Genomic DNA, 23,468 nt, shown 5'->3' on the forward strand with positions numbered 1-23,468 from the left:
GGAGCCAAAATGATGAACAACATTGCACTCACAAACACACTCAAAACATCATATGGCTACTCGTATTTAACTGCGTGACTTTGGCAGCTGGATAGGGGTAGTGTCCTTTCCCTGACCATGCAAAAGACTGAAGACTTCTTCAAGCGCGCTTCATTTGATTGGTTGCACAATCAGGTGGAGTGCGCTTTTTTGCGTGCTCAGATGGATTGGGCGAAAGGGGGAAATCAGTCATGAAACTGATTAAACAATTGGATTGGTTTATTAAAAGACAGAAACGGACGTATGTGATCGCCATCATCTTACTTATCATCACGGGTGTGGTGGATATGCTACCACCATGGATTATCGGACAGGCAATCGATGCGATTCGTGAAGGTAGTTTGACGACAGAGCGGTTAATTCTGATTGTGTCGTCGCTTCTAGGCATCATGGTGCTGTCTTATGTGATGTCGTACTTGTGGATTGCCCGACTATTTGGGACAGCCTTTCTACTGGAAAAGAAATTAAGAGGTCGCTTTTTTGGTCATCTCCTTAAACAAACACCGCGTTTTTATCAACAACATCGTACAGGTGACTTGATGGCGCTTGCGACGAATGACTTGAAAGCGGTAGAGCGGACAGCAGGGTTTGGGGTCATGACATTAGTCGACTCATTCAACATGACGCTTATCGCGTTGACGATCATGGGTGTGTTTATCGATTGGAAGTTGACGCTCGCAGCACTCTTGCCGATGCCGATTCTTGCCTGGTCGATGAATAAACTCGGAAGTCAAATTCATACACGTTTCACGGCAGCTCAAGACTCGTTCGGGGTGATGAACGACCAAGTCGTGGAATCGATTTCAGGTCTTCGGGTCGTCCGTTCCTTCGTCCAAGAAGAAGCGGACACGAAAAAGTTTGATGATATCACGGATGACGTGATGGCAAAAAACCTGCATGTCGCAAAAATCGATGTGTTGTTTGAACCGGTCATCAAGTTGCTTGTCGGATTCAGTTACTTGATTGGGCTATCGTTCGGGACGTATCTCGTCTTTACGAACGACATCACGCTTGGTCAGCTCGTCTCCTTCAATATTTATTTAGGGATGCTCATTTGGCCGATGTATGCGTTCGGGGAACTCATCAACGTCGTGCAGCGAGGAACAGCGAGTCTCGAGCGAATTGAGACGACGATGAACGAAGTACCAGACGTTGCCTCGACGGGAACAGTTCACATCGATGTACCGGAGAAAATCACCTTCAAATCGCTCTCGTTCCGTTATCCAAACGCAAATCGGGAGTCGTTAGAAGACATCGTCCTGCACGTCTCACGTGGTGAGACAATTGGAATCGTCGGACCGACTGGGGCCGGGAAGACGACGTTATTGCGTCAATTGCTTCGGGAGTATCCGATTGACGATTCACTTCTCGTGAACGGTGTACCAATCTCTGACATCAAACTCGAAACCGTCCGTGGCTGGAGTGGATATGTGTCACAAGAACATCTCCTATTCTCGAAAACAGTACGTGATAACATTCGCTTCGGGGTAGATGACGTATCGGATGAAGCACTCGAGACGGCGATTCATCTCGCCGCATTTGATACAGATATCGAACACCTTGACAATGGTCTGGATACGGTTGTCGGGGAACAGGGTGTCATGCTGTCAGGTGGACAGAAGCAACGTTTGTCGATTTCACGAGCGTTGTTGAAAAATCCAAAGATTCTACTTCTTGACGACTCGCTTTCGGCGGTCGATGCGAAAACGGAGTCACGAATCATCGATTCGGTCCGTACGAGCCGTAAGGCGAAGACGACATTTATCGTGGCTCACCGTCTTTCTGCGGTGGCGCACGCTGACCAAATTCTCGTCCTTCAAGACGGGCGTGTCACAGAGCGCGGCACACATGACCAACTGATGGAACGACACGGTTGGTACTATGAACAATTTATTCGACAAGGAGAGTCGGAGTAATCCGGGAAAGGGGGAATCTCTCATGATCGATCAATATGAATTAGATCCGGTCCGCCGGAAGAAGACGATTCGCTCACTCGTTGGCTATGCCAAACAAGTGAAGCGCTCCATCTTCCTCGGACTGGCATTACTCTTTTTAGCGGTCGGCGCAGAACTTGCCGGGCCGTATATCGCCAAAGTCATTATCGATGAGCATATCGTCGCCATCGAGCGTGACTGGGTTCAAGTCGAATCCGGCGGTAGTGTTTCCTTTAATGGTGATTCTTATGAGAAGGAAACGAGACTAAACGGCCAAGATGTGATTCAGCCGGTCTCGATCGTACAAACGACCGAAGGATACTATCTTGTACCTGAGGCGGTTATGAGCGGAGGAGTCCGTGAAGTTGAAGGAGACGTGCTGACGATTACAAGAGGAGACGAGACGGCGACGTATGATAATATCGTCTCACTCTCGTCGACCGACGTGTTCCAATTTTATCAAACGGATTTACGAGCGGTCCTTCTCTTATCGGGACTTTACGTCGTCTTGTTATTATTTGCGGCGGGATTGAACTGGGGACAACAGATGCTCTTGCAACGGTCAGCGCATAAAATCGTAAAAACGATGCGTCTTGACGTGATGAAGCATCTCCAAACGATTCCGGTCCGCTATTTTGACCAGACACCGATTGGGAAAATTGTCAGTCGTGTCACAAATGATACGGAGACGATTCGTGACCTGTATTTAGGGGTGCTCGCTCGCGTCTTCCAAAGTGTCGTCATGATGATTGGGGTACTCATTGCGATGTTCTTCCTAGACGTACGTCTTGGACTCGTCTCACTCATTATCATCCCGGTCGTCATCGTCTGGATTAAATTGTTCCAACGTTTCTCGACGAAAAATAACTTCCGTGTCCGCGCACTCGTCGCGGATATGAACGCGCAGTTAAATGAGAGCATTCAGACGATGCCAATCATTCAATCGTACGTCCGCGAAGATCTCGTCTATGACGAATTTAACGAGAAGAACAGTGACAACTTCCAAACGAGACGAAAACTGTTGAAATTAGATGCGTTGATGAGCCATAACCTCGTCAATTTCTTCCGAAACATGGCGCTCGCCTTGCTCATCTGGTTCGTCGGGACACAAACGCTCGGTGGGGGAAGCATCCTGACACTTGGGGTCTTGTATGCGTATATCGATTACGTTTCACGGATTTTTGAGCCGGTAACCCAGATCATGAACCAGTTATCACCACTTCAACAGGCGCTCGTCTCGGCTGACCGGATGTTCCAGTTGCTCGATGAAAAAGGAGAACCGGTCTCATCTGAACGTATTCCACGTTTTAAAGGGGAAGTCGTCTTTGATGATGTGACATTCAGTTATGAAGCAGGGAAGCCGGTGTTGCAACAGATTGAACTACACGCCGCTCCGGGTGAGACGATCGCTCTGGTCGGACATACGGGTAGTGGGAAGAGCTCGATTATGAACTTGCTCATGCGATTTTATGACCCGTCTGTAGGCGTCCTACGAATCGATGGGATGGATGTGACGAAGCTCCCGACTCAGGCAGTACGGGACCACCTCGGGATCGTCTTACAAGACCCGTTCCTATTCACCGGTACAATTCGGACGAACGTCACGCTAGGAGACGAGACAATCACGGATGAGCAGGTGTGGAACGCATTGACAGCCGTAGGGGCTGACCGTTTCGTGAAGCAGTTGCCACAAGGAATCGATGAACCGGTGATTGAGCGTGGGGCCTCACTCTCGAGTGGGGAACGACAGTTGATCAGCTTCGCTCGTGCCCTCGTCTTTGACCCGGCCATCCTCGTCCTCGATGAGGCGACAGCGAGTGTCGACTCGGAGACCGAGGCACTGATTCAAGAGGCACTCAAAACACTCACGTACGGTCGAACGACGTTTGTCATCGCCCACCGTCTCTCTACGATTCGGGAAGCGGACCAGATTCTCGTCCTCGACCATGGTCGAATTATCGAGCGGGGGAATCACCAGTCACTCATCGAATTCGGTGGTGTCTATGCTCGAATGCATGAGTTACAAAGTAAACAACAAGTCATCAGCTAAGGAGGTCACATGGAAATCACGGGGAAATATAACCGCGCCAAAGTATTCAATGAACGAATCGATGATATGACGCGGAATCAGATTCAAACCCTTCTCGACCAACCATTCACAGAAGGGGCATCGATTCGGATCATGCCGGATATGCACGCCGGTAAAGGGTCGGTCGTTGGGACGACGATGACCATTCAAGACAAAGTCGTGCCTAACCTGGTCGGTGTCGACTTAGGATGTGGGATGCTTTGTACGGAAATTAAAGCCAAGCGAATCGATTTTCAGCGACTCGACGATATCATTCGTGAACTGGTACCGAGCGGGATGAACATTCGTGAGAAGGTTCATCCATATGCTTCTGAACTTCCGCTAGAAGAGGTGCGGGCGCCGTATAAACTCGACCGTGCCTTGCGCTCGGTCGGATCGCTCGGCTCAGGAAATCACTTTATTGAAGTGAACCGAGATGACTCGGGACGTACGTTTCTCGTCATCCATTCCGGTTCACGCCATCTCGGTGTACAGATTGCCGATCACTATCAAGAGCGCGCGATTCAACACATGATGGAAACGAAAGATGTAAAAGAAGCAATCGAACGATTGAAGGATACTGGACGCCAGAAAGAAATCTCGACGTATCTGGAAGTGGAACGAGAAGCGCGGAAATCATTCCAAGACTTGGCTTATGTCGAAGGAGAGGACATGGACGATTATATGCATGACGTTCGCATCGCCCAACAATACGCAGCGGCGAACCGTCGCGCGATGACAGATGTGATCGTGGAAGCGATGAAGTGGAACGTCTTCGATCAATTCGACACCGTTCATAACTATATCGACCATGATGCGATGATTCTACGAAAAGGAGCCATCTCCGCGCAAGAAGGAGAGCGTGTCATCATTCCGATGAACATGCGAGACGGTTCGCTCATCTGTACCGGGAAAGGGAACCCGGACTGGAACTTCTCGGGTCCGCACGGGTCAGGGCGAATCATGTCTCGCTCGGCAGCACGTAAACGCGTCGACTTCAAAGAATTCAAACGTACGATGGAAGGCGTTTGGTCGACATCGGTTCGACCATCTACGGTGGATGAGTCACCATTCGTCTACAAATCGATGAAAGAAATCGTCCGTTATATCGAACCGGCCGTCAGCATCGACGAAGTCATCAAACCGTTGTACAACTTCAAGGCGAACTGAGTGGGTTTTCACTCAGTTTCGCCTTTTTCTTTTTTTCGTAAAATCTGATACGCTTACATCGAGGTGAACGAAATGGAAAAGCGGTTAAGTGACTTATCAAAATATGAGTTAGAGCAGGAAATTCAAGCATTACATGAGAGAAAGCGAAAGGCTGAACAAATGGGCATGGTCAGCGAAATCGAAGTTGTCCTTCGACGGATTGCGATTGCCGAAAGTTATTTGGTCGACCCGTCATCGTTTCGTCCCGGTGAAACATACGTCGTCAACTATAACGACCAACCATTCCGCTTGAAATTCGTCAACGGTGTCATGGGTTGGGGTACGTTTGAAGGGGACATGACGGAACGGGCTATCCCACTCTCTGAACTGTCGGAGGTGAAGCAATGAATCGGAACGAACAGTATGATCGGCTTGCTACAATCTTAAAAGAAAAGAATGATGTGTTAAACGACTCGGAAGCGGTAACGTGGGTCGAGGTGTTATGGGAAGACTTTGAAACAACGCTTGCCAAGGCCGGGGAGCCGTATCCGGGAGAAGCGAAGGCGTTTCAGTACGTCATTCAACAGATTGATGCGTACGGCGCACAGCTCCACTTGTTCCAAACGAAGAACGAGAAGTTTAAGCATTTGATGTCTAAACGGAATTTACATTGAATCACGTCTATCCGACGTGATTTTTTTATTGCAATTATCATTCAGTTCGTTATAATGAAGGTCGCTAATAGTTTGATTGTAAGTATAGTATAGATAAACTTTCTTTAGTTGAACTCATGTTTTACTAAACTAGAAGGGGGCGTTCAGTCGTTGGAAGTAGGTCAAAACATTAAGCGGCTCCGAATTAAAAAAGGATTAACCCAAGAAGAATTGGCGGAGCGTACGGATTTGAGTAAAGGATACATTTCTCAAATCGAACGGGATTTAAGCTCTCCCTCGTTAGAGACGTTATTTGATTTATTGAGCGTCCTCGGCAGTTCTCCAAAAGAGTTCTTCGATGAAGACTTGAATCAAAAAGTCGTCTACACCGTCGATGATCGCACTACTTATGTAGATGAGGAGCGAAAATATCGGACAGAGTGGCTCATTCCCGAATCGAATGAGAAAGAGATGGAGCCGATTCTCGTCACGTTTTGCAAAAATGGAGAATTCAAACAATATGAACCTTCACGTTCAGAGACATTGGTTTATGTCTTGTCCGGTAGAGTGGCGCTGAAGTTAGGTCATCACACTTATTTCGCTAAAGCAGGGGAAACAATGTACTATGTCGCCTCGGATTCACACCAGATCGTCAACGACCATGATGGCGAGAGTGAATGTCTCATCGTAGCGACCCATTCTTATTTATAAGTCAATAGAGGAGGAAACAGCATGAATGCAGAGACAATTATTCGTTTTGACCATGTGTCAAAGCGTTACGACGACACAGTCGTCTTAGAAGATATCAGTTTTGAAATTGAGCGTGGAAGGTTTTATACGCTTCTCGGTCCATCGGGATGTGGGAAGACGACAATCTTACGTCTCATCGCAGGATTTACAGATGCAACCGAAGGAGATATTCACTTCAGTGGGAAGCGAATCAACGATGTTCCGGCCAACAAACGACAAGTAAATACCGTGTTTCAAGATTATGCGCTGTTTCCTCATTTGAACGTATTTGAAAATGTCGCGTTCGGTCTCCGCATTAAAAAGTTGAAAGAAGCAGACATTAAAGCGAAAGTGGAGCAGGCTCTCAAGTTTGTTAACTTAGAAGGATACGGCTCGCGCGAAATCGATGAGATGTCAGGGGGACAACGTCAACGTGTCGCTATCGCCCGCGCGATCGTGAACGAGCCAGAAGTCATCCTCCTCGATGAACCGCTATCTGCCTTAGATTTAAAACTTCGAACGGAAATGCAATACGAACTTCGTGAATTGCAACAACGCCTTGGCATTACGTTTATCTTTGTCACACACGATCAAGAAGAGGCGCTCGCGATGTCCGATGAGATTTTCGTCATGAATAACGGGAAAATTGTTCAGAGTGGGACGCCGACTGATATTTATGACGAACCAATCAACCGTTTCGTCGCGGACTTCATTGGAGAATCCAATATCGTACCTGGTGTCATGCCGGAAGACAACGTCGTCACGTTCGCTGGTAAAACATTTGACTGTGTCGACCAAGGGTTTGACCGGAATGAAAAAGTCGAAGTCATCATTCGTCCGGAAGACTTGGAGATGACATCGGTCGAAGCGGCAAACCTTGTCGTCGACGTCGATTCACAATTGTTCCGAGGCGTCCACTATGAGATTTGCTGTTATGACGAAGAAGGGAACGAATGGCTCGTTCACTCGACGAAGAAGTCGACAGTCGGATCAAAAATCGGGTTGACGTTTGACGAAGAAGCGATTCATGTCATGCGATTAGGGGAGACGGAAGAAGAGTTTGACCGTCGTCTCGAATCCTATGAGGAGGTTCCTCATGAATCAAACTAATCAGACCGCAAAGACGGTATATTTGACGACGTATTGGATTTGGATTGCCTTATTCGTCATCGCACCACTCGTCCTCGTCGTCTATTATTCCTTTTTTGATATCGATGGGAACTTGAGTTTAGAGAACTATCAGACGTTCTTCACCTCAACGTATTTGACGATGACGTTGTCGTCGTTTTGGTATGCGTTCCTCATTACGTTCTTCTCGCTACTCGTTGGATATCCGACGGCATACTTGTTGACGAAGACAAAGCACAAACAGCTTTGGCTCTTGCTCATCTTGCTTCCATCATGGATTAACTTGTTATTAAAAGCGTACGCATTCCTCGGTATTTTTGGAACGTACGGCATCACGAATCAGTTTTTAGAGGCGATCGGGATTGGAACGAAACAGATTCTCTTTACAGACTTCAGTTTCGTCTTCGTCTCCGTATACATTTTCATACCGTTCATGATTTTGCCGATCTACAACGCGATTGAAAAATTACCAGCCTCTCTCGTCTATGCATCACGAGACTTAGGTGCATCGAACTGGACGACGTTCCGACGTGTCATCTTCCCGCTGACGCTTGACGGCGTCAAGTCAGGGATTCAAATTGTCTTTATTCCGGCGTTGTCACTCTTCATGATTACACGCCTCATCGCAGGGAACCGTGTCATCACGCTCGGTACAGCGATTGAACAACAATTCCTTGTCACGCAAAACTGGGGGATGGGATCAACGATTGCCGTCTTCTTGATCTTGGCGATGGTTCTCGTCATGGTCATCACGCGTGACTGGGGTGCGAAAGGAGCGGTCCGTCGATGAAACGTAAACGATTCAAATTATCAAACCTGTATTTGGCGGCCGTATTCTTTATTCTATACGCGCCAATCTTATATCTCGTCTTCTATTCGTTCAATAGCGGCGGGACGATGAGTAACTTTGAAGGCTTTACACTTGAATGGTACAAATCCCTCTTCACCGATACGAGACTTCTCGTCATCGTCTTGAACACGATTGTCATCGCGCTGTTATCGGCGACAATTTCAACTGTGCTCGGTGTGATAGGAGCCCTCGCCATTTATACGGCGAAACAAAAGTATACGAAGACGTCGCTCTTGTCTTTGAACAACGTCTTGATTGTCAGCCCGGACGTCATCATTGGAGCATCATTCTTAATCCTCTTCACGATGCTTGGGATTCAGTTAGGCTTCTATTCCGTCCTCTTGTCGCACATCGCCTTCTCAGTTCCGATTGTCGTCATCTTAGTGTTACCCAAACTCCAAGAGATGAGTCCGACGTTGATTGATGCGTCACGTGACCTAGGAGCCAGTACATGGGACGTGTTGACGAAAGTCATTCTACCGTATATCACGCCGGGGGTATTTGCCGGATTCTTCACGGCACTCACATATTCGTTAGATGACTTCGCGGTCACGTTCTTCGTAACAGGGAACGGATTTACAACACTTGCGGTAGAAGTTTACTCACGGGCACGTCAAGGGATCTCGCTTGAAATCAATGCGCTGTCTGCGATTTTGTTCGTCTTCACCCTTATTCTTGTCATTGGATATTATGTGTTGTCGCAACGAGGATCAAAGGAGGTTAGACGATGAAAAAAATAGTCATCATGCTGGCTGTGCCATTGGTTGTCAGCTTTGGTCTTCTTCTTTGGATCCAGCAATTGAATGCCGCTCAAGGATTTGGTGGCGACAATACGCTTGTCGTCTATAACTGGGGAGACTATATCGATGAAGATTTGATTGGGGAGTTCGAAGAGCAGAGCGGGTTGAAGGTCGTCTATCAAACATTCGACTCGAACGAAGCGATGCTCACGAAAATTGAGCAAGGTGGTACGGCCTTCGACGTCGCTGTCCCTTCAGACTATGCGATTAGTAAGATGATTGAAGAGGATTTGCTCCTTCCAATCGACTACGACAAGCTCGAGAATTTTGATAACATCGACCCACGCTTCCTCGATAAATCGTTCGACCCGGGTAACAAGTACTCGGTCCCTTACTTCTGGGGAACGGTCGGGATTGTCTATAATCCTGAATTAGTTGATGGTGAAATCACATCGTGGAACGACTTATGGGAGATGCCGCTTGAGAACGATATCCTCCTTGCGGACGGAACACGAGAAGTGATGGGCTTCGGTTTGAACTCGCTAGGTTATTCGCTCAATACGACGAACAATGATGAGTTGATTGAAGCGGAGCAAAAGTTAGAAACGCTTTGGCCAAACATTAAAGCCATTGTCGGAGATGAGATTAAAATGTTGATGGCAAACCGTGAAGCGGCAGCGGCCGTCGTCTGGTCCGGTGACGCCTCAGAAATCATGTATGAGAACGAAGAACTGACATATGTCATTCCGGAAGAAGGCACGAATCTTTGGTTCGATAACCTCGTCATTCCAAGTACGGCACAAAACGTGGACGGTGCGCACGAGTTCATCGACTTCATGTTAGATGCTGAGATCGCGGCGCGTAACACGGATTATGTGGGCTATTCGACTCCGAACGATGCCGCTCTCGACTTTTTGGATGAGGAAGTGACGTCAGATGAACGATTCTATCCGTCTCGCGACGTGACGCAAGAACTCGAAGTATATGAAAATCTAGGGAAGCGGATGAACGCTTACTATAACGAATTGTATTTACGATTTAAAATGCAGAGTAAATGACGAAACATCCCCGCGCTCATCGTGAGCGCGGGGTGTTTTGTTTTAGCGCTTTACGCTCTTCTTCTGTAAAGACTCGAGAACGTCCTAAAAATCGTTTCCCTTCGACACCTTCGAGTGAGAACATACCGCCTCGACCATCGACCACATCGATGATCAGTTGTGTATGTTTCCAATAATCGTATTGTTTCTCATGGATATAGAACGGTGTCTCGCCGATTTCGCCGAGAAGAACGTCTTGGTCGCCCACCATGAACTCGTTACGGGGGAAACACATGGGAGAACTTCCGTCACAGCATCCTCCAGACTGATGAAAGAGGAGGGGACCGTGTTTCGATTTCAGGCGTTCGATCAGTTCGAGCGCGGCGGGGGTGGCCTCGACTCGTTTCACCATCTTAGAAGAACCCGAGCTTTTGTTCGCTGTAGCTGACGAGCATGTTTTTCGTCCGTTGATAATGACCGAGCATCATCTTATGGTTCTCGCGTCCAATCCCAGACATTTTATAGCCGCCGAACGCAGCGTGTGCCGGATATGAATGGTAGCAGTTGATCCAGACACGGCCTGCTTGAATTTCGCGGCCGAAGCGGTACGCGCGATTCATGTCACGGGTCCATACGCCTGCCCCGAGTCCGTAAAGCGTATCGTTCGCGATGGCGAGTGCTTCCGCATCATCTTTGAACGTCGTCACCGATAAGACTGGTCCAAAAATCTCTTCTTGGAAGATTCGCATCTTGTTATGACCTTTGAAGATGGTCGGTTGAATGTAATATCCATCCGCGAGATCTCCGTCCATCATGTTGCGCTCACCACCGATTAGACATTCTGCGCCTTCCTCTTTCCCGATTTCAAGATAAGAAAGGATTTTCTCCATCTGTTCGTTCGAAGCTTGTGCACCCATCATGACGTCAGAATCGAGCGGGTTCCCGAGTTTGATCGCTTTGACGCGTTCGAGCACACGCTCCATAAATTTGTCATAGATGGATTCTTGAATCAACGCGCGGGATGGGCACGTACATACTTCCCCTTGGTTCAAGGCGAACATGACGAGACCTTCGATCGCTTTATCAAAGAAATCATCATCCGCTTCCATGATGTCCGCGAAGAAGATGTTCGGAGACTTCCCACCGAGCTCGAGTGTGACGGGGATGATGTTTTGAGAAGCGTATTGCATGATGAGGCGACCCGTCGTCGTTTCTCCCGTGAAGGCGACTTTATCGATACGATTGCTCGATGCGAGTGGTTTCCCTGCTTCGAGCCCGAAACCGTTGATGATGTTGAGGACGCCTGGTGGTAATAAGTCTTCAATGAGTTCCATGAGGACCATGATGGAAGAAGGTGTTTGTTCGGCTGGTTTTAACACGACACAGTTTCCGGCTGCGAGCGCCGGAGCGAGTTTCCAGACAGCCATTAAAATCGGGAAGTTCCACGGAATGATTTGAGCGACAACGCCGAGTGGCTCATGGAAGTGATAAGCGACTGTATCGTTGTCGAGTTCACTGATTCCGCCTTCTTGTGAACGAATCACACCGGCGAAGTAACGGAAGTGGTCGATCGCGAGCGGAAGGTCGGCATTAAGTGTTTCTCGTACTGCTTTACCGTTCTCCCACGTTTCTGCATACGCGAGCATCTCAAGGTTCTCTTCCATGCGATCGGCGATTTTATTTAAGATGACAGAACGTTCCGCGACGGACGTTTTGCCCCAAGCGTCTTTGGCTGCATGAGCGGCATCCAAAGCGAGTTCAATATCCTCTTTCGTTGAGCGGGCGACTTCACATAGTACTTTCCCATTTACAGGAGATGTGTTTTCAAAGTATTCCCCACCAGCCGGTGCGGTCCACTTTCCGTTAATAAAGTTGTCGTAACGGTCCTTAAACTGTACTTTTGTTCCTGCTGAGTTCGGTACTTCATAAATCATGTTCGTTCCTCCCTTTTCATACGAGATAGAGGAGTTATGTATGCGCTTACATTTTTAAGTAAGCGAACGACTCCCTTTTTTATCGTAACGGTCCGGTGTGATAAAAGTCAAAATTTTTCGACAATAATTTGTCAATATTTTGTAAAAACGTTTTGAAGTCAAGATTTGTGGTAATGACTAGATTGTACACATTAATCCATTCATAAGGAGTGAGTCACGATGGCTAAGACATATCAAGTTGACCCGGCGCATAGTTCCATCACGTTCACGGTCAAACATATGATGATTTCAAAAGTGAAGGGCGAGTTCAAAGAATTTGATATTAAGGCAAATGGTGAGCCGAACGATCTAGCGAATGCGAGTGTGAAGGTGACGATTCAGGCAGCATCAATCGACACCAACAACACGGATCGGGACAACCACCTCCGTTCAGGCGATTTTTTCAACGCCGAGGAGTATCCGCATCTCGTCTTTCATTCGACTTCTTTCCGTTCAAAAGGGGGCGGAGAATTCGAATTGACAGGGGATTTGACGATTCGAGGAACGACGCGGGAAGAAACGTTTGAAGTGGAGTATGAAGGAAGCGCAAAAGATCCGTGGGGCAACATGAAGCACGCTTTCTCCGGTGAAGGTTCGCTCAACCGTGAGGACTATGGATTGACGTGGAACCAAGCGCTCGAGGCGGGCGGCGTCCTCGTCGACAAGAAAGTCAAATTTGAGTTCGAGCTTCAGTTCACTGAAGTTGAGGCATAAGAAAAGTCGCTCACCTGAGCGACTTTTTATTGTTCATATACTAATTTTTTCTGGAGACTGTCTTCGCTGAATACCCATCCAGTGAATGAAGACAAGACCTCATTCGACTGTTCATCGACAATGACGACGGCGACGAACGGATACATATTTTTAGAGAAGTAGCGCAAATTTGTGAAACGGTATTCAATCATCCCGTTATGGCGTGTCACAGTGTACGTATGAATTTTAGAAAACTCGAGGAACGCCTGCAAATCTGCATTTTTTCGAGCCTCTACGAAATGAAGATCTTCTTCTCCCGGCATCGGTTTATCGCGGAAGCGACCACACTCGATGACTTTCCCTTTCTTTACTTTCACAGCTCCGAGACCGTTACGGAAACGCACGGCGACATGCCAGTCATCCCAACCGATTCCTGGCGAGATGAATAACTCGTGTGCACCAGCAAAGTGTCTTGCTACTGTAGCGAGCGCACGGTTACGCAATTTAAACTGAATTGCATAGTAACTGATGACAAGCGCAATGAGCAATGCAAAAATAGGGACAGTCGCACCGGTTATCATCCATAATGCATATGCACCATAATAAGCAGAGAACAAGTACGGATCGAACGTTCCGATGACGCCCCAACCAATCCACTTTTTCGAAAATGGCTGCAGCGCTTGCGTTCCGTAAGCGTTGAACAAGTCGACCGTGACATGTAGTAACACGGCAATTTGTGCCATTACCCATAGGGAAGCGGGATTGACACCAAGGACCGTCCCGATGACGGCACTGACAATGATTGGCCAAGCAAGAAGTGCGGTGATTCCGTGTGAACGACCACGATGTTGGCGTAAATACGTACTATTTCCTTTTAACTTAAAGACGGTGTCGAAGTCTGGTGCATGCGAGCCGACGAGAGCCGTCGCTGTCATGGCCAGAAACATTTGTGCATCACCTGACACTTCCGGGCTGAGTGTCGCGATGGCACTTAAACCAAGTCCCATACCAATGTGTGTCGCAGTATCCAATGTGCTTCAGCACCTCCATCAATAAATACAATAATAACGTCATCTATTCTTATTTATCATACAATATTTTTAAAACGAGGGGAAACACAATGCTTAATCTTGGTAAATTGTTCACAAATTATAATATTCATCAATTCAATGAGGAATTGGTCACCTGGTTCAATCGTGAAAAGCGTGATTTACCTTGGCGATATGCGAAAAATCCCTATCGCGTTTGGGTGAGTGAAGTGATGTTGCAACAGACACGGGTCGATACGGTCATTCCGTACTACAACCGGTTTATGGAACGCTTCCCGACACTCGAAGCGCTCGCTTCCGCTGAAACAGACGAAGTCGTGAAGTACTGGGAAGGGCTCGGTTATTACTCACGCATCCGAAACTTACACGAGGCGGTCAAAGAAGTCGCTTCCGTTTACGATGGAATTGTCCCAGAAGAGAAAGAGCGATTTGAAAAATTAAAAGGAGTCGGTCCGTACACGACGGGAGCCGTGCTGTCGATTGCGTATAATCAACCGGAACCGGCTGTCGACGGGAACGTCATGCGTGTCATGTCCCGTCAATTCGGGATCTATGACGATATCGCATTGCCGAAGACACGAAAAATCTTTGAACAAGTCATTCGTCGTTTGATGGATCCGACTCATGCATCCGATTTTAATGAAGGCGTCATGGAGCTAGGTGCTACGGTATGTACCCCGAAGAATCCAATGTGTTCGCTCTGTCCGGTCCAGGAAACATGTTATGCTTTCGCTCATAACGTCCAAGATGAGCTACCCGTCAAAACGAAAAAAGGAGCGGCGCGTGTCGAAATGTATGATGCGCTTTGGATTGAGAAAAAAGGGAAAGTCGCCTATGTACAGCGACCGGACAAAGGACTTCTCGCTGGGATGTGGCAATACCCGCTTACAGAACGGGGAACGGGGGAACAGGTTAACGGAACGTACCTCGGGCAAGTGAAACATGTCTTCTCCCATATCGTCTGGTATATCGATTTATATCGAGTCGATACGCTTCCGACCGATAATGTCGTCTGGTTAGACGCTTCGGAGCGTGAGACGAAGACGGTTTCTGTGGCCCAACAAAAATTAGAGCGATTGGCAGGTGGTGAACGTGAGACGATTTGATGTAGCGTCGACATACGATACAACGGTCGATACTTTATGGGAATTGTTGCAGGATGCTTCGCTTTTGACGAAGTTGACGCGGTTTCCTAAAGTACGTTTGGTTGGGGATGGCGCCTCGGTCGAGGGGAATGAGATAAAATTATTGATTGGAGTTGGACCGGTGGAATTGCCGTGGAACAGTACCATTACCATTGCAGGAAAACAGGCATTCTGCGATCAAGGGAAGACGTTACCGTTTCCGTTCAAACGATTCACACACGTGCATCGGGTTGAAGAACGACAAGGAAAGGCGGTAATGGTAGACGAAGTGACATTTGATAGCTATGTTCCGAACCTACTCGTTGAATATTTTGTGCTTCGTCCGATGTTTCAAGAACGGGCACGGGCCTTCCGAAAAACACTAAATTCATGAAAATAAGAGATTTCCTTTTTCATTGGTTCTGAAAGTCGCTATAATTAAATATGAGAATTGTATAGCATCACAGCGGAAAGGAGGAGCTTATGAGCTTATTTCCCAAAGCAGGTAGCAAAATCGAGATACAGAGCTACAAGCACAACGGAACTTTGCATCGCGTTTGGGAAGAAACGCTCGTCCTTCAGTCGTCAAAAACGGATATGATCGGATTCAATGACCGCATCATGGTCAGTGAGTCAGACGGTCGGCAATGGAGAACGCGAGAGCCGGCAATTTGCTACTTTTCATCTGAGTATTGGTTCAATGTCATCTGTATGATTCGCGAAGACGGGATTTACTACTATTGTAATCTAGGTTCGCCGACTACATTTGATGGGGATGAACGTGCCATCAAATATATCGATTACGATTTGGACATCAAGGTGTTCCCAGATATGTCGTATACGATTTTAGATGAAGATGAATATGAGCGGCATCGTCGTGAGATGAATTATCCGAAAGCGATTGATCGAATCTTGAAGCAGAACGTGCAAGAGCTGATCAACTGGATTCGAGGACGGAAAGGGCCGTTCAACCCAACATTTGTCGATGAATGGTATCGCGAATACGAAGCACGTTACCGGAGATGATTCCTCATCTCCGCTTTTTTTCTTAAGTCAGGAGGCATTATGGGTAGTATTAAACGTTATATGCAATTTGTTAAGCCTTATAAAAAACAAATTGCCCTTACCATTTTCGTCGGGATTTTGAAGTTTTCCATCCCGCTCGGATTACCGTTACTTTATAAATATGTCATCGATAACTATTTGGTGGACGACGCACCGAAACAGGATTATACGACGCTCGTCTGGTTATTCAGCATCGTCTTCTTCGTCTTCCTCGTCGTCAAGCCGCCAATTGAATATTTGCGTCAATATTTGGCGCAGTGGGCCGCGACGCGTGTCTTGTTCGATGTCCGGAACCGGTTATTTGACCACGTCCAAAAGTTGTCGCTCCGCTTTTATTCAAACAATAAGACCGGTCAAATCATTTCACGGATCATCAACGATGTCGAGCAGACAAAGGACTTCGTCATCACCGGGCTGATGAATATTTGGCTCGACATGGTCACCATCCTTATCGCCATCGGCATCATGTACACGATTGACCCGCAACTCACGCTGATTGCGATTTTACCACTTCCGTTTTATGCGATCGCAGTCCGCTATTTCTATGGGCGGTTGCGTCGCTTGACGCGTGAACGGTCGGCGGCACTCGCTGACCTCCAAGGGCATTTGACAGAGCGCGTCAACGGAATGGCCGTCATCCGGAGTTTTGCGTTAGAGCCATATGAGAACAAGGCGTTCGAACAACAGAACGGCGGTTTCTTGAACGCGGCGCTTAAACATACGAGTTGGAACGCCAAGACGTATGTCGTCGTGTCGACCATCACCGACATCGCACCGATCCTCATCTTTACGACGGCATCATGGCTTGTCCTTCAAGGGCCGGTAACGCTCGGGACGCTTGTCGCGTTCATCGCTTATATTGACCGTCTGTATGCGCCGCTCGGTCGTCTCGTCAATTCGGCGACGACACTCACGCAATCGGTCGCGTCGATGGACCGGGTTTTTGAATTTTTAGATGAAACGTATGATATCGAAGAGAAACCGAACGGGTTCGTCCCGTTGTCGACAGCAGGTAAAATTGACCTTGACCACGTCAGCTTTTCGTATGAGCAGGACGGGACACGGGCGTTGAATGATGTGAACCTCCAGATTCGTTCCGGGGAACGCGTGGCGTTTGTCGGGATGTCCGGTGGAGGGAAGTCGACACTCGTCAGCTTGATTCCACGTTTTTATGACGTGACGGATGGAAGCATTAAAATCGACGGGGTCGATGTGCGTGATTTCAAATTGCGTGCGCTCCGTGATCAAATCGGAATGGTCATGCAAGACTCCGTCCTCTTCAGTGAATCGGTCGCGATGAACATCCGCATGGGGAATCCGAATGCGACGGACGAAGAAGTCATCGCAGCGGCGAAGGCGGCTAACGCCCATGAATTCATCTCGAAACTCGAGGGGGGATATGCGACACCGGTCGGGGAGAAAGGTGTCAAACTCTCCGGGGGACAAAAACAGCGGCTTGCGATTGCCCGGGTGTTTTTAAAGAACCCTCCTATTTTGATTCTAGATGAGGCGACAAGTGCACTCGACCTAGAAAGTGAAGCGATGATTCAAGATTCGCTTGCCCGTCTGACGAAGGGGCGTACGACGTTAATCGTTGCCCACCGCTTGTCAACGATTACGGACGCGGATCAAATCGTTGTTGTCGATAACGGTCAAATCATGGAGTCGGGAACGCATGAAGAACTGATGCGTCGTCGAGGGGCGTATTACGACCTGTATATGATTCAAGATTTAGCCGTAGTTGAATAACAAAAAGTCGAGTCCTTATGGGCTCGACTTTTTTAGCGGTCTAAAAATCGTTTACGAATCTCCGGTGAAGGGAGTGTGCACACTTCCTTTTTCCCGAATAGACGTGTCCGATATTTGGCGAAGAATGTATATCCATGATCACGAATCGGTCTAGGTATGAAACGAATAAGTCGAAGCAGGCGCCAACGGCCATCAAGGTGTTCGGCAATTCGAATTGCAGCGTCTGATTTTAAATAGGGAACTCCCTCTTCAATATAGACGATACTGTCGACTGATTCCGGAATCCGGTGTCGTGTTCGAAACGACTGACCGACCTCGCTTTGAAGCGATGCAAAGTGAATTGAGGCGTGTCGGTCGTGACGAATGATGAACTGGACACTGGCATCACAGAAGTTACAATCGCCATCAAATAAAACAAGCGCAGGCAAGTACTTCGCCTCCTTCATCGTACTGTTTTACCGTTTTGTCGTCCTGTTAAACGTCAAGCAGCAAGTTGACGAGCAGGTTGCATCTTATAGAGCGAGACATAATACAAGTATGCACCGAGTGCACCGAAGATCAAGATATACCCACTCATATTTAGGTAATAAAAATGAGATGCTCGCGCATCTCATTCTTAAAGTTGAGCAAACGAGCGGTGGACCGCTTCGATTGTCTCTTCGATATCTTGTTCCGTATGCTCCGTCGTCAAGAACCAGGCTTCATATTTCGATGGAGCCAAGTTCACACCGTTCTCGAGCATCAACTTGAAGAAGCGTCCGAACTTCTCACCGTCTGATTTTTCCGCACCTTCATAATCGGTGACGATTTCATCCGTGAAGTAAACGGTAAGGGCACCTTTTAAACGGTTGATTGTGATGGTGACGTCATGTTTTTCTGCCGCCTCACGGATTCCGGCCTCCAGTTTTGCGCCGAGTGCATCTAACTTCTCATAAACACCAGGTTGTTCGAGTACTTCAAGGCAAGCGATCCCTGTCGCCATCGAGGCTGGGTTCCCGGCCATCGTACCGGCTTGATATGCAGGTCCGAGTGGAGCGACCGTCTCCATGATTTCAGCTTTCCCGCCGTAGGCACCGATTGGTAGACCACCACCGATAATCTTACCGAGCGCCGTCATATCCGGTTCGATGCCATATACTTGTTGGGCACTTCCGTACGTGAAGCGGAACGCCGTGATGACCTCATCATAGATGACGAGGGCACCGTGTTCATGCGTAATGTCATTGACAGCTTGGAGGAAGCCAGGTTTTGGCTCAACGATTCCGAAGTTCCCGACAATCGGTTCGACGAGGACGCAAGCGATCTGGTCTCCCCATTCTTTCATCATTTCTCGATATGCATCGATATCGTTGAACGGTACGGTGATGACTTCTTTAGCAGTGGCTTTCGTCACACCTGCAGAGTCAGGAGAACCGAGTGTCGCTGGACCACTACCTGCCGCAATCAGCATGAGATCCGAGTGTCCGTGGTAACAACCGCTAAATTTCACGACGAGTTCACGACCAGTGTAAGCACGGGCGACTCGGACTGTCGTCATGACGGCTTCCGTTCCGGAGTTCGTGAATCGTATTTTATCCATCGAAGGAATGGCTTTTTTTAGTTTTTTTGCAAACTCGACTTCGAGACGATGAGGTGTTCCGTAAAGTAAGCCTTTCAAAGAAGCATTGACGAGCGCTTCATGAATGTGTGGATGGGCGTGCCCGGTAATGATTGGACCATACGCAGCCAAATAATCGATGTAGCGATTCCCGTCTACATCATAGAAATAGGCGCCTTCGCCGCGTTCCATATAAACAGGAGCGCCGCCACCGACCGCTTTGAACGAGCGGGATGGACTGTTGACACCTCCGACGATGTGAGTGAGTGCATCTTGGTATAATGCATCGGATGACTGACGATTTGATGAAGTAGTCATATGTATTGCCTCCTTATTCAAATTCGCACTTATTGTAACATAGCCGTCAACCGCTTAAGCTCGGTGTTTGACGAGCAGTTGAGAAATCAGTACACTATTTATAAAGATTACTATGTAAGAAATAAGTTAATGTTCAAAACTATTTCGCATGAATTTTATAGAAGAAATGAGGGATTGACGTGGGAAGCGAAATGCTTGACCATGCTGTTCAGTCGCTCCGGGAACATGGAGTCAGAATGACGCCTCAGCGCCAGGCCATTTTGGAGTACCTCGTCACGGAGCACAGTCACCCGACAGCGGATGACATTTATAAGGCACTTGCCGCACGGTTTCCGAATATGAGTGTGGCCACTGTATACAACAACTTGCGCGTATTTAAAGAAGTAGGTCTCGTTCAAGAGATGAACTATGGGGACGCCTCGAGTCGTTTTGACTTTGTGACGTCGAAGCACTATCACATCATCTGTGACACGTGTGGAAAAGTCGTCGACTTTAACTATCCTGTATTAGATGAAATCGAGTCTGTTGCCTCTCAATTGACGGGATTCAAAGTCGATCGTCACCGTCTTGAAGTGTACGGAACGTGCCCGTCTTGTCAGTCTGAACAATCACAAACACATTAAAAAATCACATCCGATTGCTCGGATGTGATTTTTTGTGTCAGTCGGTTTGTTGTGACTGGTGTTTGTTGTATTTCTCATCGAACTCTTTACCTTCGAGCGACTGATCGATGGTGAGTGGTTCGTCACAGTGCATACATAAATCGACACGTCCGAGCATCTTCGTTTCTTTTTCACAGTTCGGACAAGTCACGATGATGGCTTTCGTCGAGGCCAGACCGACGATAAAGTAAAGGGCAGAGCTTGCGAGTACCATGATAAATCCAAGTAGCATAAAAATGATCATGAGCCATGTGATGGATTTCGCGAGAAGTCCAAGATACATGACACCGATTCCGCCAAAGATGAGGAGTAGTGCTATATTACGTGCGCGGTTGATTTTGTTCCCCCGTTTTTTCATGAGCGAATCCCTCCAATAGTCTGTCTCTATCATAGCTCATCTTCAAACGAGTGAGAAGTTCCTGCACTTTTTCGGCAGGAGTTTTTTGAAAAGAGGGCGAATTTGGTTCGTATCGAAAATGACAATCGTCATATATAGTCAACTTGCGATTGAGAGAGAAGGGGTCCGGATGGCGATGGAATATGCGACTCGCACCATTTATACAGAATATGCTGCACTAAAAACGACGCTCGGAATTATTGAAGTGAAGAAAAAGCGGGCACGTGATCCGTTAACAGATCAGTTGGATCGACTGCTCATTGTGATTGAAGCGAAACAGGAGCCGTTTTGGACGGTGAAGCATTATCAAGTCGGACAGGAGAAAATTGTTCTGCACGTAGTCAGTGACTCGATGATGGATCGGTGGATTGTCTTAAATGAAAACCGCCGTGCCATTCATTGGATTGAAGACGGGATCGTCTTGTTTGAGCGGAATGAATACATCTTGGAGTTGCGACAACGCAACCGTAATTTAACGAATCGGGAACAGCGTTTGCAACTCTCGCTTTCTTTCGCGAAATTGTTGCGCCGGTTTGAAGACGGACGATATTTATTTTTAGAAGGAGAGTTCCAAGACGCCTTCACACAGATTCATCATGCACTCACACATCTGGCACGCCTTTCGATTCTTGAGGCGGGAATTCATCCGGAAATCGTGTTGTGGGAACAGGTACGAGCCATTGACCTTGAAATCTACAAACTGCATGAGGAATTGGTCGGAGGACAAGAGTCGCTTGAACAGCGCATCCATCTCGTCGTTATTGGCATGGAACATTTGATTCAATCGAAGGTGCTGCCTGGGACGTTGTTGTTACTTCGGACGATGCAGGAGAAAGACGGGGCGTGGACGTTCTCAGAATTGATGGAACACCCGAATTTGAATGAGCTTCGTGTCGACCTTGGGAGCATCGTTGGCTTTTTAGTGAAAAAAGGATATGTTCGAACGGTCACGAGACCGACAAAAGGAGTCGGGGTAGAAGCAGTTCTCTATGAGATTGCTTGACGATCTCTTCCTAAGAACAACGAGGAGAAAATCAGTCGTATGAAACTATTGAAGTTTAGCATTGGGACCATCTTTATTTTATTTGTCACGATTGTGATTTCCATCTTTGTCGCCCTTTTTACGATGGGAGACCCGATTACACTAGGGCGACCGATTATTTGGACGGTATGGTATATAGCCGTTCTGCTCATCGTATGTATGGGACTCTATGATTTCTCGTCCTTTTCAAAACAGAAGATTCGGAAAGTCCTCGGCTGGGGAGCGTTGGCCGGTGTCGTTCTCTTCGCTTCTGTGAAAGGATACTATATGTATCAAGATAACTTGAAGATTGAAGAACGCGGTGTGGAGTTGACGGACTATCAGCCGTTCACGAATTCAGGACAACTCGCGAAGCTCGATCATGAGGCCACGGTTGAATTTGAAGAAGGTTTGCCGCGATTGGACGGCGCAACTGCGCTCTATCCGATGTATGCCTCGTTCGTGGAAACAGTCTATCCGGAAACGGAAACGTATGATCCTTATAATGACCAAACGAGTAAAGTCGTGTCGACGACAACGCCGGAAGCATACAGTCGACTGATGAACAATCAGACTGACATGATTTTCGTTGCTGGTCCATCTGACCGTCAGTTGCAGGCAGCGGAACAAAAAGACGTCTCTCTACATATGACACCAATCGGTAGGGAAGCATTTGTTTTCTTCGTTCATGAAGATAACCCAGTCGAGTCTTTGACGATGGAACAGGTTCGTGGAATCTATTCGGGAGACATAAGGAATTGGGAAGAGGTCGGCGGCAACTCGGAAGCCGTTCGAGCTTTCCAACGACCGGAGGATAGCGGCAGTCAAACAGCGTTACAAAAGATGATGGGCGAACAGAAGCTCATGGAAGCACCGGTAGAAGATGTGCCTGAAGGGATGGGCGGAATCATCCAACAAACCTCATCTTATCGAAACCATAAAAATGCGATTGGATTCTCATTCCGATACTATGCGACAGAAATGGTGCGTGACCATAAAATCAAGTTACTTCGTATAGAAGGAATCGAACCGACCGTTGAAACGATTCAGGATGGATCGTATCCACTGACTTCTGAATTTTATGCGGTGACTACGGAAGAGAAGGCAGAGCAATATGAAGATTTTTTAGAATGGCTCGAAAGCGAGGATGGACAAACGTTGGTTGAAAAGACGGGCTATGTCCGTCTCGATTAATACAAAGCAGAGGGTTTACTTTTTGTCATGTTGACGGGAAGTAAATCTTTTTTAAATTTTATTGTTTTTTGTATTGACGAAGTGGTAAATAGAGATTATAGTTATAAACGTTGTCACGGCAAAAGATTATTTCAGAAAAACAATTTGTGAAAAAGTTGTTGACGAAAACAATCGAAACGTGATAGATTAATGAAGTCGCCAAGAGCGGCAGACGAACTTTGAAAACTGAACGATGAGGCAAAAAAAGTTTTACAATTTTTGAATGAAGCGCAAGCTTCGTCAATTTAAGAGCTATATCA

Annotated in this window: 24 protein-coding genes; 18 read left to right on the forward strand and 6 right to left on the reverse strand. The window is 47.4% G+C overall.

Annotation, left to right across the window (positions count from 1 at the left end; all coding sequences use genetic code 11):
* Positions 1-230: 230 nt before the first annotated feature.
* The 10 genes from KNO96_RS11920 to KNO96_RS11965 all read left to right on the forward strand — a co-directional run bounded on the left by KNO96_RS11920 (position 231) and on the right by KNO96_RS11965 (position 10,348).
* Positions 231-1,955 carry an ABC transporter ATP-binding protein gene (locus KNO96_RS11920; RefSeq protein WP_214703964.1) on the forward strand — a complete coding sequence of 575 codons (1,725 nt, stop codon included), beginning with the start codon at positions 231-233 and terminating at the stop codon, positions 1,953-1,955.
* A 22-nt stretch (positions 1,956-1,977) separates the two neighbouring features.
* Positions 1,978-4,023, forward strand: coding sequence for an ABC transporter ATP-binding protein (locus KNO96_RS11925; protein ID WP_214703966.1), 2,046 nt, complete (start codon positions 1,978-1,980; stop codon positions 4,021-4,023).
* A 9-nt stretch (positions 4,024-4,032) separates the two neighbouring features.
* A complete protein-coding gene (locus KNO96_RS11930; RefSeq protein ID WP_214703968.1) occupies positions 4,033-5,211 on the forward strand; it encodes an RtcB family protein in 1,179 nt (392 codons plus the stop codon).
* A gap of 72 nt (positions 5,212-5,283) precedes the next feature.
* Positions 5,284-5,598, forward strand: a complete 315-nt coding sequence (locus tag KNO96_RS11935; RefSeq protein ID WP_026826721.1) for a YfhH family protein — start codon at positions 5,284-5,286, stop codon at positions 5,596-5,598.
* On the forward strand, positions 5,595-5,864 hold the full coding sequence (locus KNO96_RS11940; RefSeq protein ID WP_026826720.1) for a YfhJ family protein: 270 nt from the start codon (positions 5,595-5,597) through the stop codon (positions 5,862-5,864). Before KNO96_RS11935 ends, KNO96_RS11940 begins: the two co-directional genes overlap by 4 nt.
* A gap of 150 nt (positions 5,865-6,014) precedes the next feature.
* Positions 6,015-6,554: a helix-turn-helix domain-containing protein gene (locus tag KNO96_RS11945; RefSeq protein WP_026826719.1), complete on the forward strand. Its 540-nt coding sequence runs from the start codon at positions 6,015-6,017 to the stop codon at positions 6,552-6,554.
* Positions 6,555-6,575: 21 nt separating this feature from the next.
* Positions 6,576-7,682 (forward strand): ABC transporter ATP-binding protein, encoded by a 1,107-nt coding sequence (locus KNO96_RS11950; RefSeq protein WP_214701171.1) that lies wholly within the window; start codon positions 6,576-6,578, stop codon positions 7,680-7,682.
* Entirely contained in the window at positions 7,669-8,490 is an 822-nt protein-coding gene (locus tag KNO96_RS11955) for an ABC transporter permease (RefSeq protein ID WP_034771217.1), read from the forward strand. The genes KNO96_RS11950 and KNO96_RS11955 overlap by 14 nt, the downstream gene beginning before the upstream one ends.
* Complete coding sequence (locus KNO96_RS11960; protein ID WP_026826716.1) at positions 8,487-9,281, forward strand: ABC transporter permease; 795 nt, start codon at positions 8,487-8,489, stop codon at positions 9,279-9,281. The genes KNO96_RS11955 and KNO96_RS11960 overlap by 4 nt, the downstream gene beginning before the upstream one ends.
* Entirely contained in the window at positions 9,278-10,348 is a 1,071-nt protein-coding gene (locus KNO96_RS11965; protein ID WP_214703970.1) for an ABC transporter substrate-binding protein, read from the forward strand. The genes KNO96_RS11960 and KNO96_RS11965 overlap by 4 nt, the downstream gene beginning before the upstream one ends.
* Before the next feature lie 16 nt (positions 10,349-10,364).
* Here the strand turns inward: KNO96_RS11965 and KNO96_RS11970 are convergent, their stop codons facing one another.
* Together KNO96_RS11970 and adh are read right to left on the reverse strand one after the other, a co-directional pair.
* Positions 10,365-10,739 carry a DUF779 domain-containing protein gene (locus KNO96_RS11970; RefSeq protein WP_214701175.1) on the reverse strand — a complete coding sequence of 125 codons (375 nt, stop codon included), beginning with the start codon at positions 10,737-10,739 and terminating at the stop codon, positions 10,365-10,367.
* A gap of 1 nt (position 10,740) precedes the next feature.
* On the reverse strand, positions 10,741-12,261 hold the full coding sequence (gene adh, locus KNO96_RS11975; protein WP_214703977.1) for an aldehyde dehydrogenase: 1,521 nt from the start codon (positions 12,259-12,261) through the stop codon (positions 10,741-10,743).
* Positions 12,262-12,480: 219 nt separating this feature from the next.
* On the opposite strand from adh, the gene KNO96_RS11980 reads away from it, so the two are divergent.
* On the forward strand, positions 12,481-13,014 hold the full coding sequence (locus KNO96_RS11980; protein ID WP_214703979.1) for a YceI family protein: 534 nt from the start codon (positions 12,481-12,483) through the stop codon (positions 13,012-13,014).
* Between the two features lie 26 nt (positions 13,015-13,040).
* Here KNO96_RS11980 and KNO96_RS11985 read toward each other — a convergent pair whose 3' ends face one another.
* Complete coding sequence (locus KNO96_RS11985) at positions 13,041-14,024, reverse strand: metal-dependent hydrolase (protein WP_214703981.1); 984 nt, start codon at positions 14,022-14,024, stop codon at positions 13,041-13,043.
* Positions 14,025-14,113: 89 nt separating this feature from the next.
* Between KNO96_RS11985 and mutY the strand changes: the two genes are divergently transcribed.
* The 4 genes from mutY (at position 14,114) to KNO96_RS12005 (ending at position 17,980) form a co-directional block, all read left to right on the forward strand.
* Positions 14,114-15,148, forward strand: a complete 1,035-nt coding sequence (gene mutY / locus KNO96_RS11990) for an A/G-specific adenine glycosylase (RefSeq protein ID WP_214703982.1) — start codon at positions 14,114-14,116, stop codon at positions 15,146-15,148.
* The gene (locus KNO96_RS11995; protein ID WP_026826709.1) at positions 15,135-15,560 is read left to right on the forward strand and encodes a hypothetical protein; all 426 of its coding nucleotides are present in this window, start codon (positions 15,135-15,137) and stop codon (positions 15,558-15,560) included. Before mutY ends, KNO96_RS11995 begins: the two co-directional genes overlap by 14 nt.
* Positions 15,561-15,649: 89 nt before the next feature.
* Positions 15,650-16,192 (forward strand): nucleoside tri-diphosphate phosphatase, encoded by a 543-nt coding sequence (gene ntdP / locus KNO96_RS12000; RefSeq protein WP_015880896.1) that lies wholly within the window; start codon positions 15,650-15,652, stop codon positions 16,190-16,192.
* 39 nt (positions 16,193-16,231) lie between these two features.
* Entirely contained in the window at positions 16,232-17,980 is a 1,749-nt protein-coding gene (locus tag KNO96_RS12005; protein ID WP_026826708.1) for an ABC transporter ATP-binding protein, read from the forward strand.
* A gap of 32 nt (positions 17,981-18,012) precedes the next feature.
* Here the strand turns inward: KNO96_RS12005 and KNO96_RS12010 are convergent, their stop codons facing one another.
* Complete coding sequence (locus tag KNO96_RS12010; RefSeq protein ID WP_214703983.1) at positions 18,013-18,408, reverse strand: thiol-disulfide oxidoreductase DCC family protein; 396 nt, start codon at positions 18,406-18,408, stop codon at positions 18,013-18,015.
* A 188-nt stretch (positions 18,409-18,596) separates the two neighbouring features.
* On the reverse strand, positions 18,597-19,895 hold the full coding sequence (locus tag KNO96_RS12015; protein WP_214703984.1) for a glutamate-1-semialdehyde 2,1-aminomutase: 1,299 nt from the start codon (positions 19,893-19,895) through the stop codon (positions 18,597-18,599).
* A 191-nt stretch (positions 19,896-20,086) separates the two neighbouring features.
* Here KNO96_RS12015 and perR point away from each other — a divergent pair, with 191 nt between their 5' ends.
* Positions 20,087-20,518 carry a peroxide-responsive transcriptional repressor PerR gene (gene perR, locus KNO96_RS12020; protein ID WP_031421138.1) on the forward strand — a complete coding sequence of 144 codons (432 nt, stop codon included), beginning with the start codon at positions 20,087-20,089 and terminating at the stop codon, positions 20,516-20,518.
* Positions 20,519-20,555: 37 nt separating this feature from the next.
* Here perR and KNO96_RS12025 read toward each other — a convergent pair whose 3' ends face one another.
* Positions 20,556-20,915 (reverse strand): YgzB family protein, encoded by a 360-nt coding sequence (locus KNO96_RS12025; protein ID WP_251125186.1) that lies wholly within the window; start codon positions 20,913-20,915, stop codon positions 20,556-20,558.
* Positions 20,916-21,000: 85 nt separating this feature from the next.
* Here KNO96_RS12025 and KNO96_RS12030 point away from each other — a divergent pair, with 85 nt between their 5' ends.
* Both KNO96_RS12030 and KNO96_RS12035 read left to right on the forward strand, forming a co-directional pair.
* Complete coding sequence (locus tag KNO96_RS12030) at positions 21,001-21,957, forward strand: nucleotidyltransferase-like protein (RefSeq protein ID WP_251125187.1); 957 nt, start codon at positions 21,001-21,003, stop codon at positions 21,955-21,957.
* 39 nt (positions 21,958-21,996) lie between these two features.
* Positions 21,997-23,169: a PstS family phosphate ABC transporter substrate-binding protein gene (locus tag KNO96_RS12035; protein WP_214703991.1), complete on the forward strand. Its 1,173-nt coding sequence runs from the start codon at positions 21,997-21,999 to the stop codon at positions 23,167-23,169.
* Positions 23,170-23,468: the final 299 nt, after the last annotated feature.

The sequence above is a fragment of the Exiguobacterium sp. s89 genome, from assembly GCF_018617735.1.
Classification (GTDB): domain Bacteria; phylum Bacillota; class Bacilli; order Exiguobacteriales; family Exiguobacteriaceae; genus Exiguobacterium; species Exiguobacterium marinum.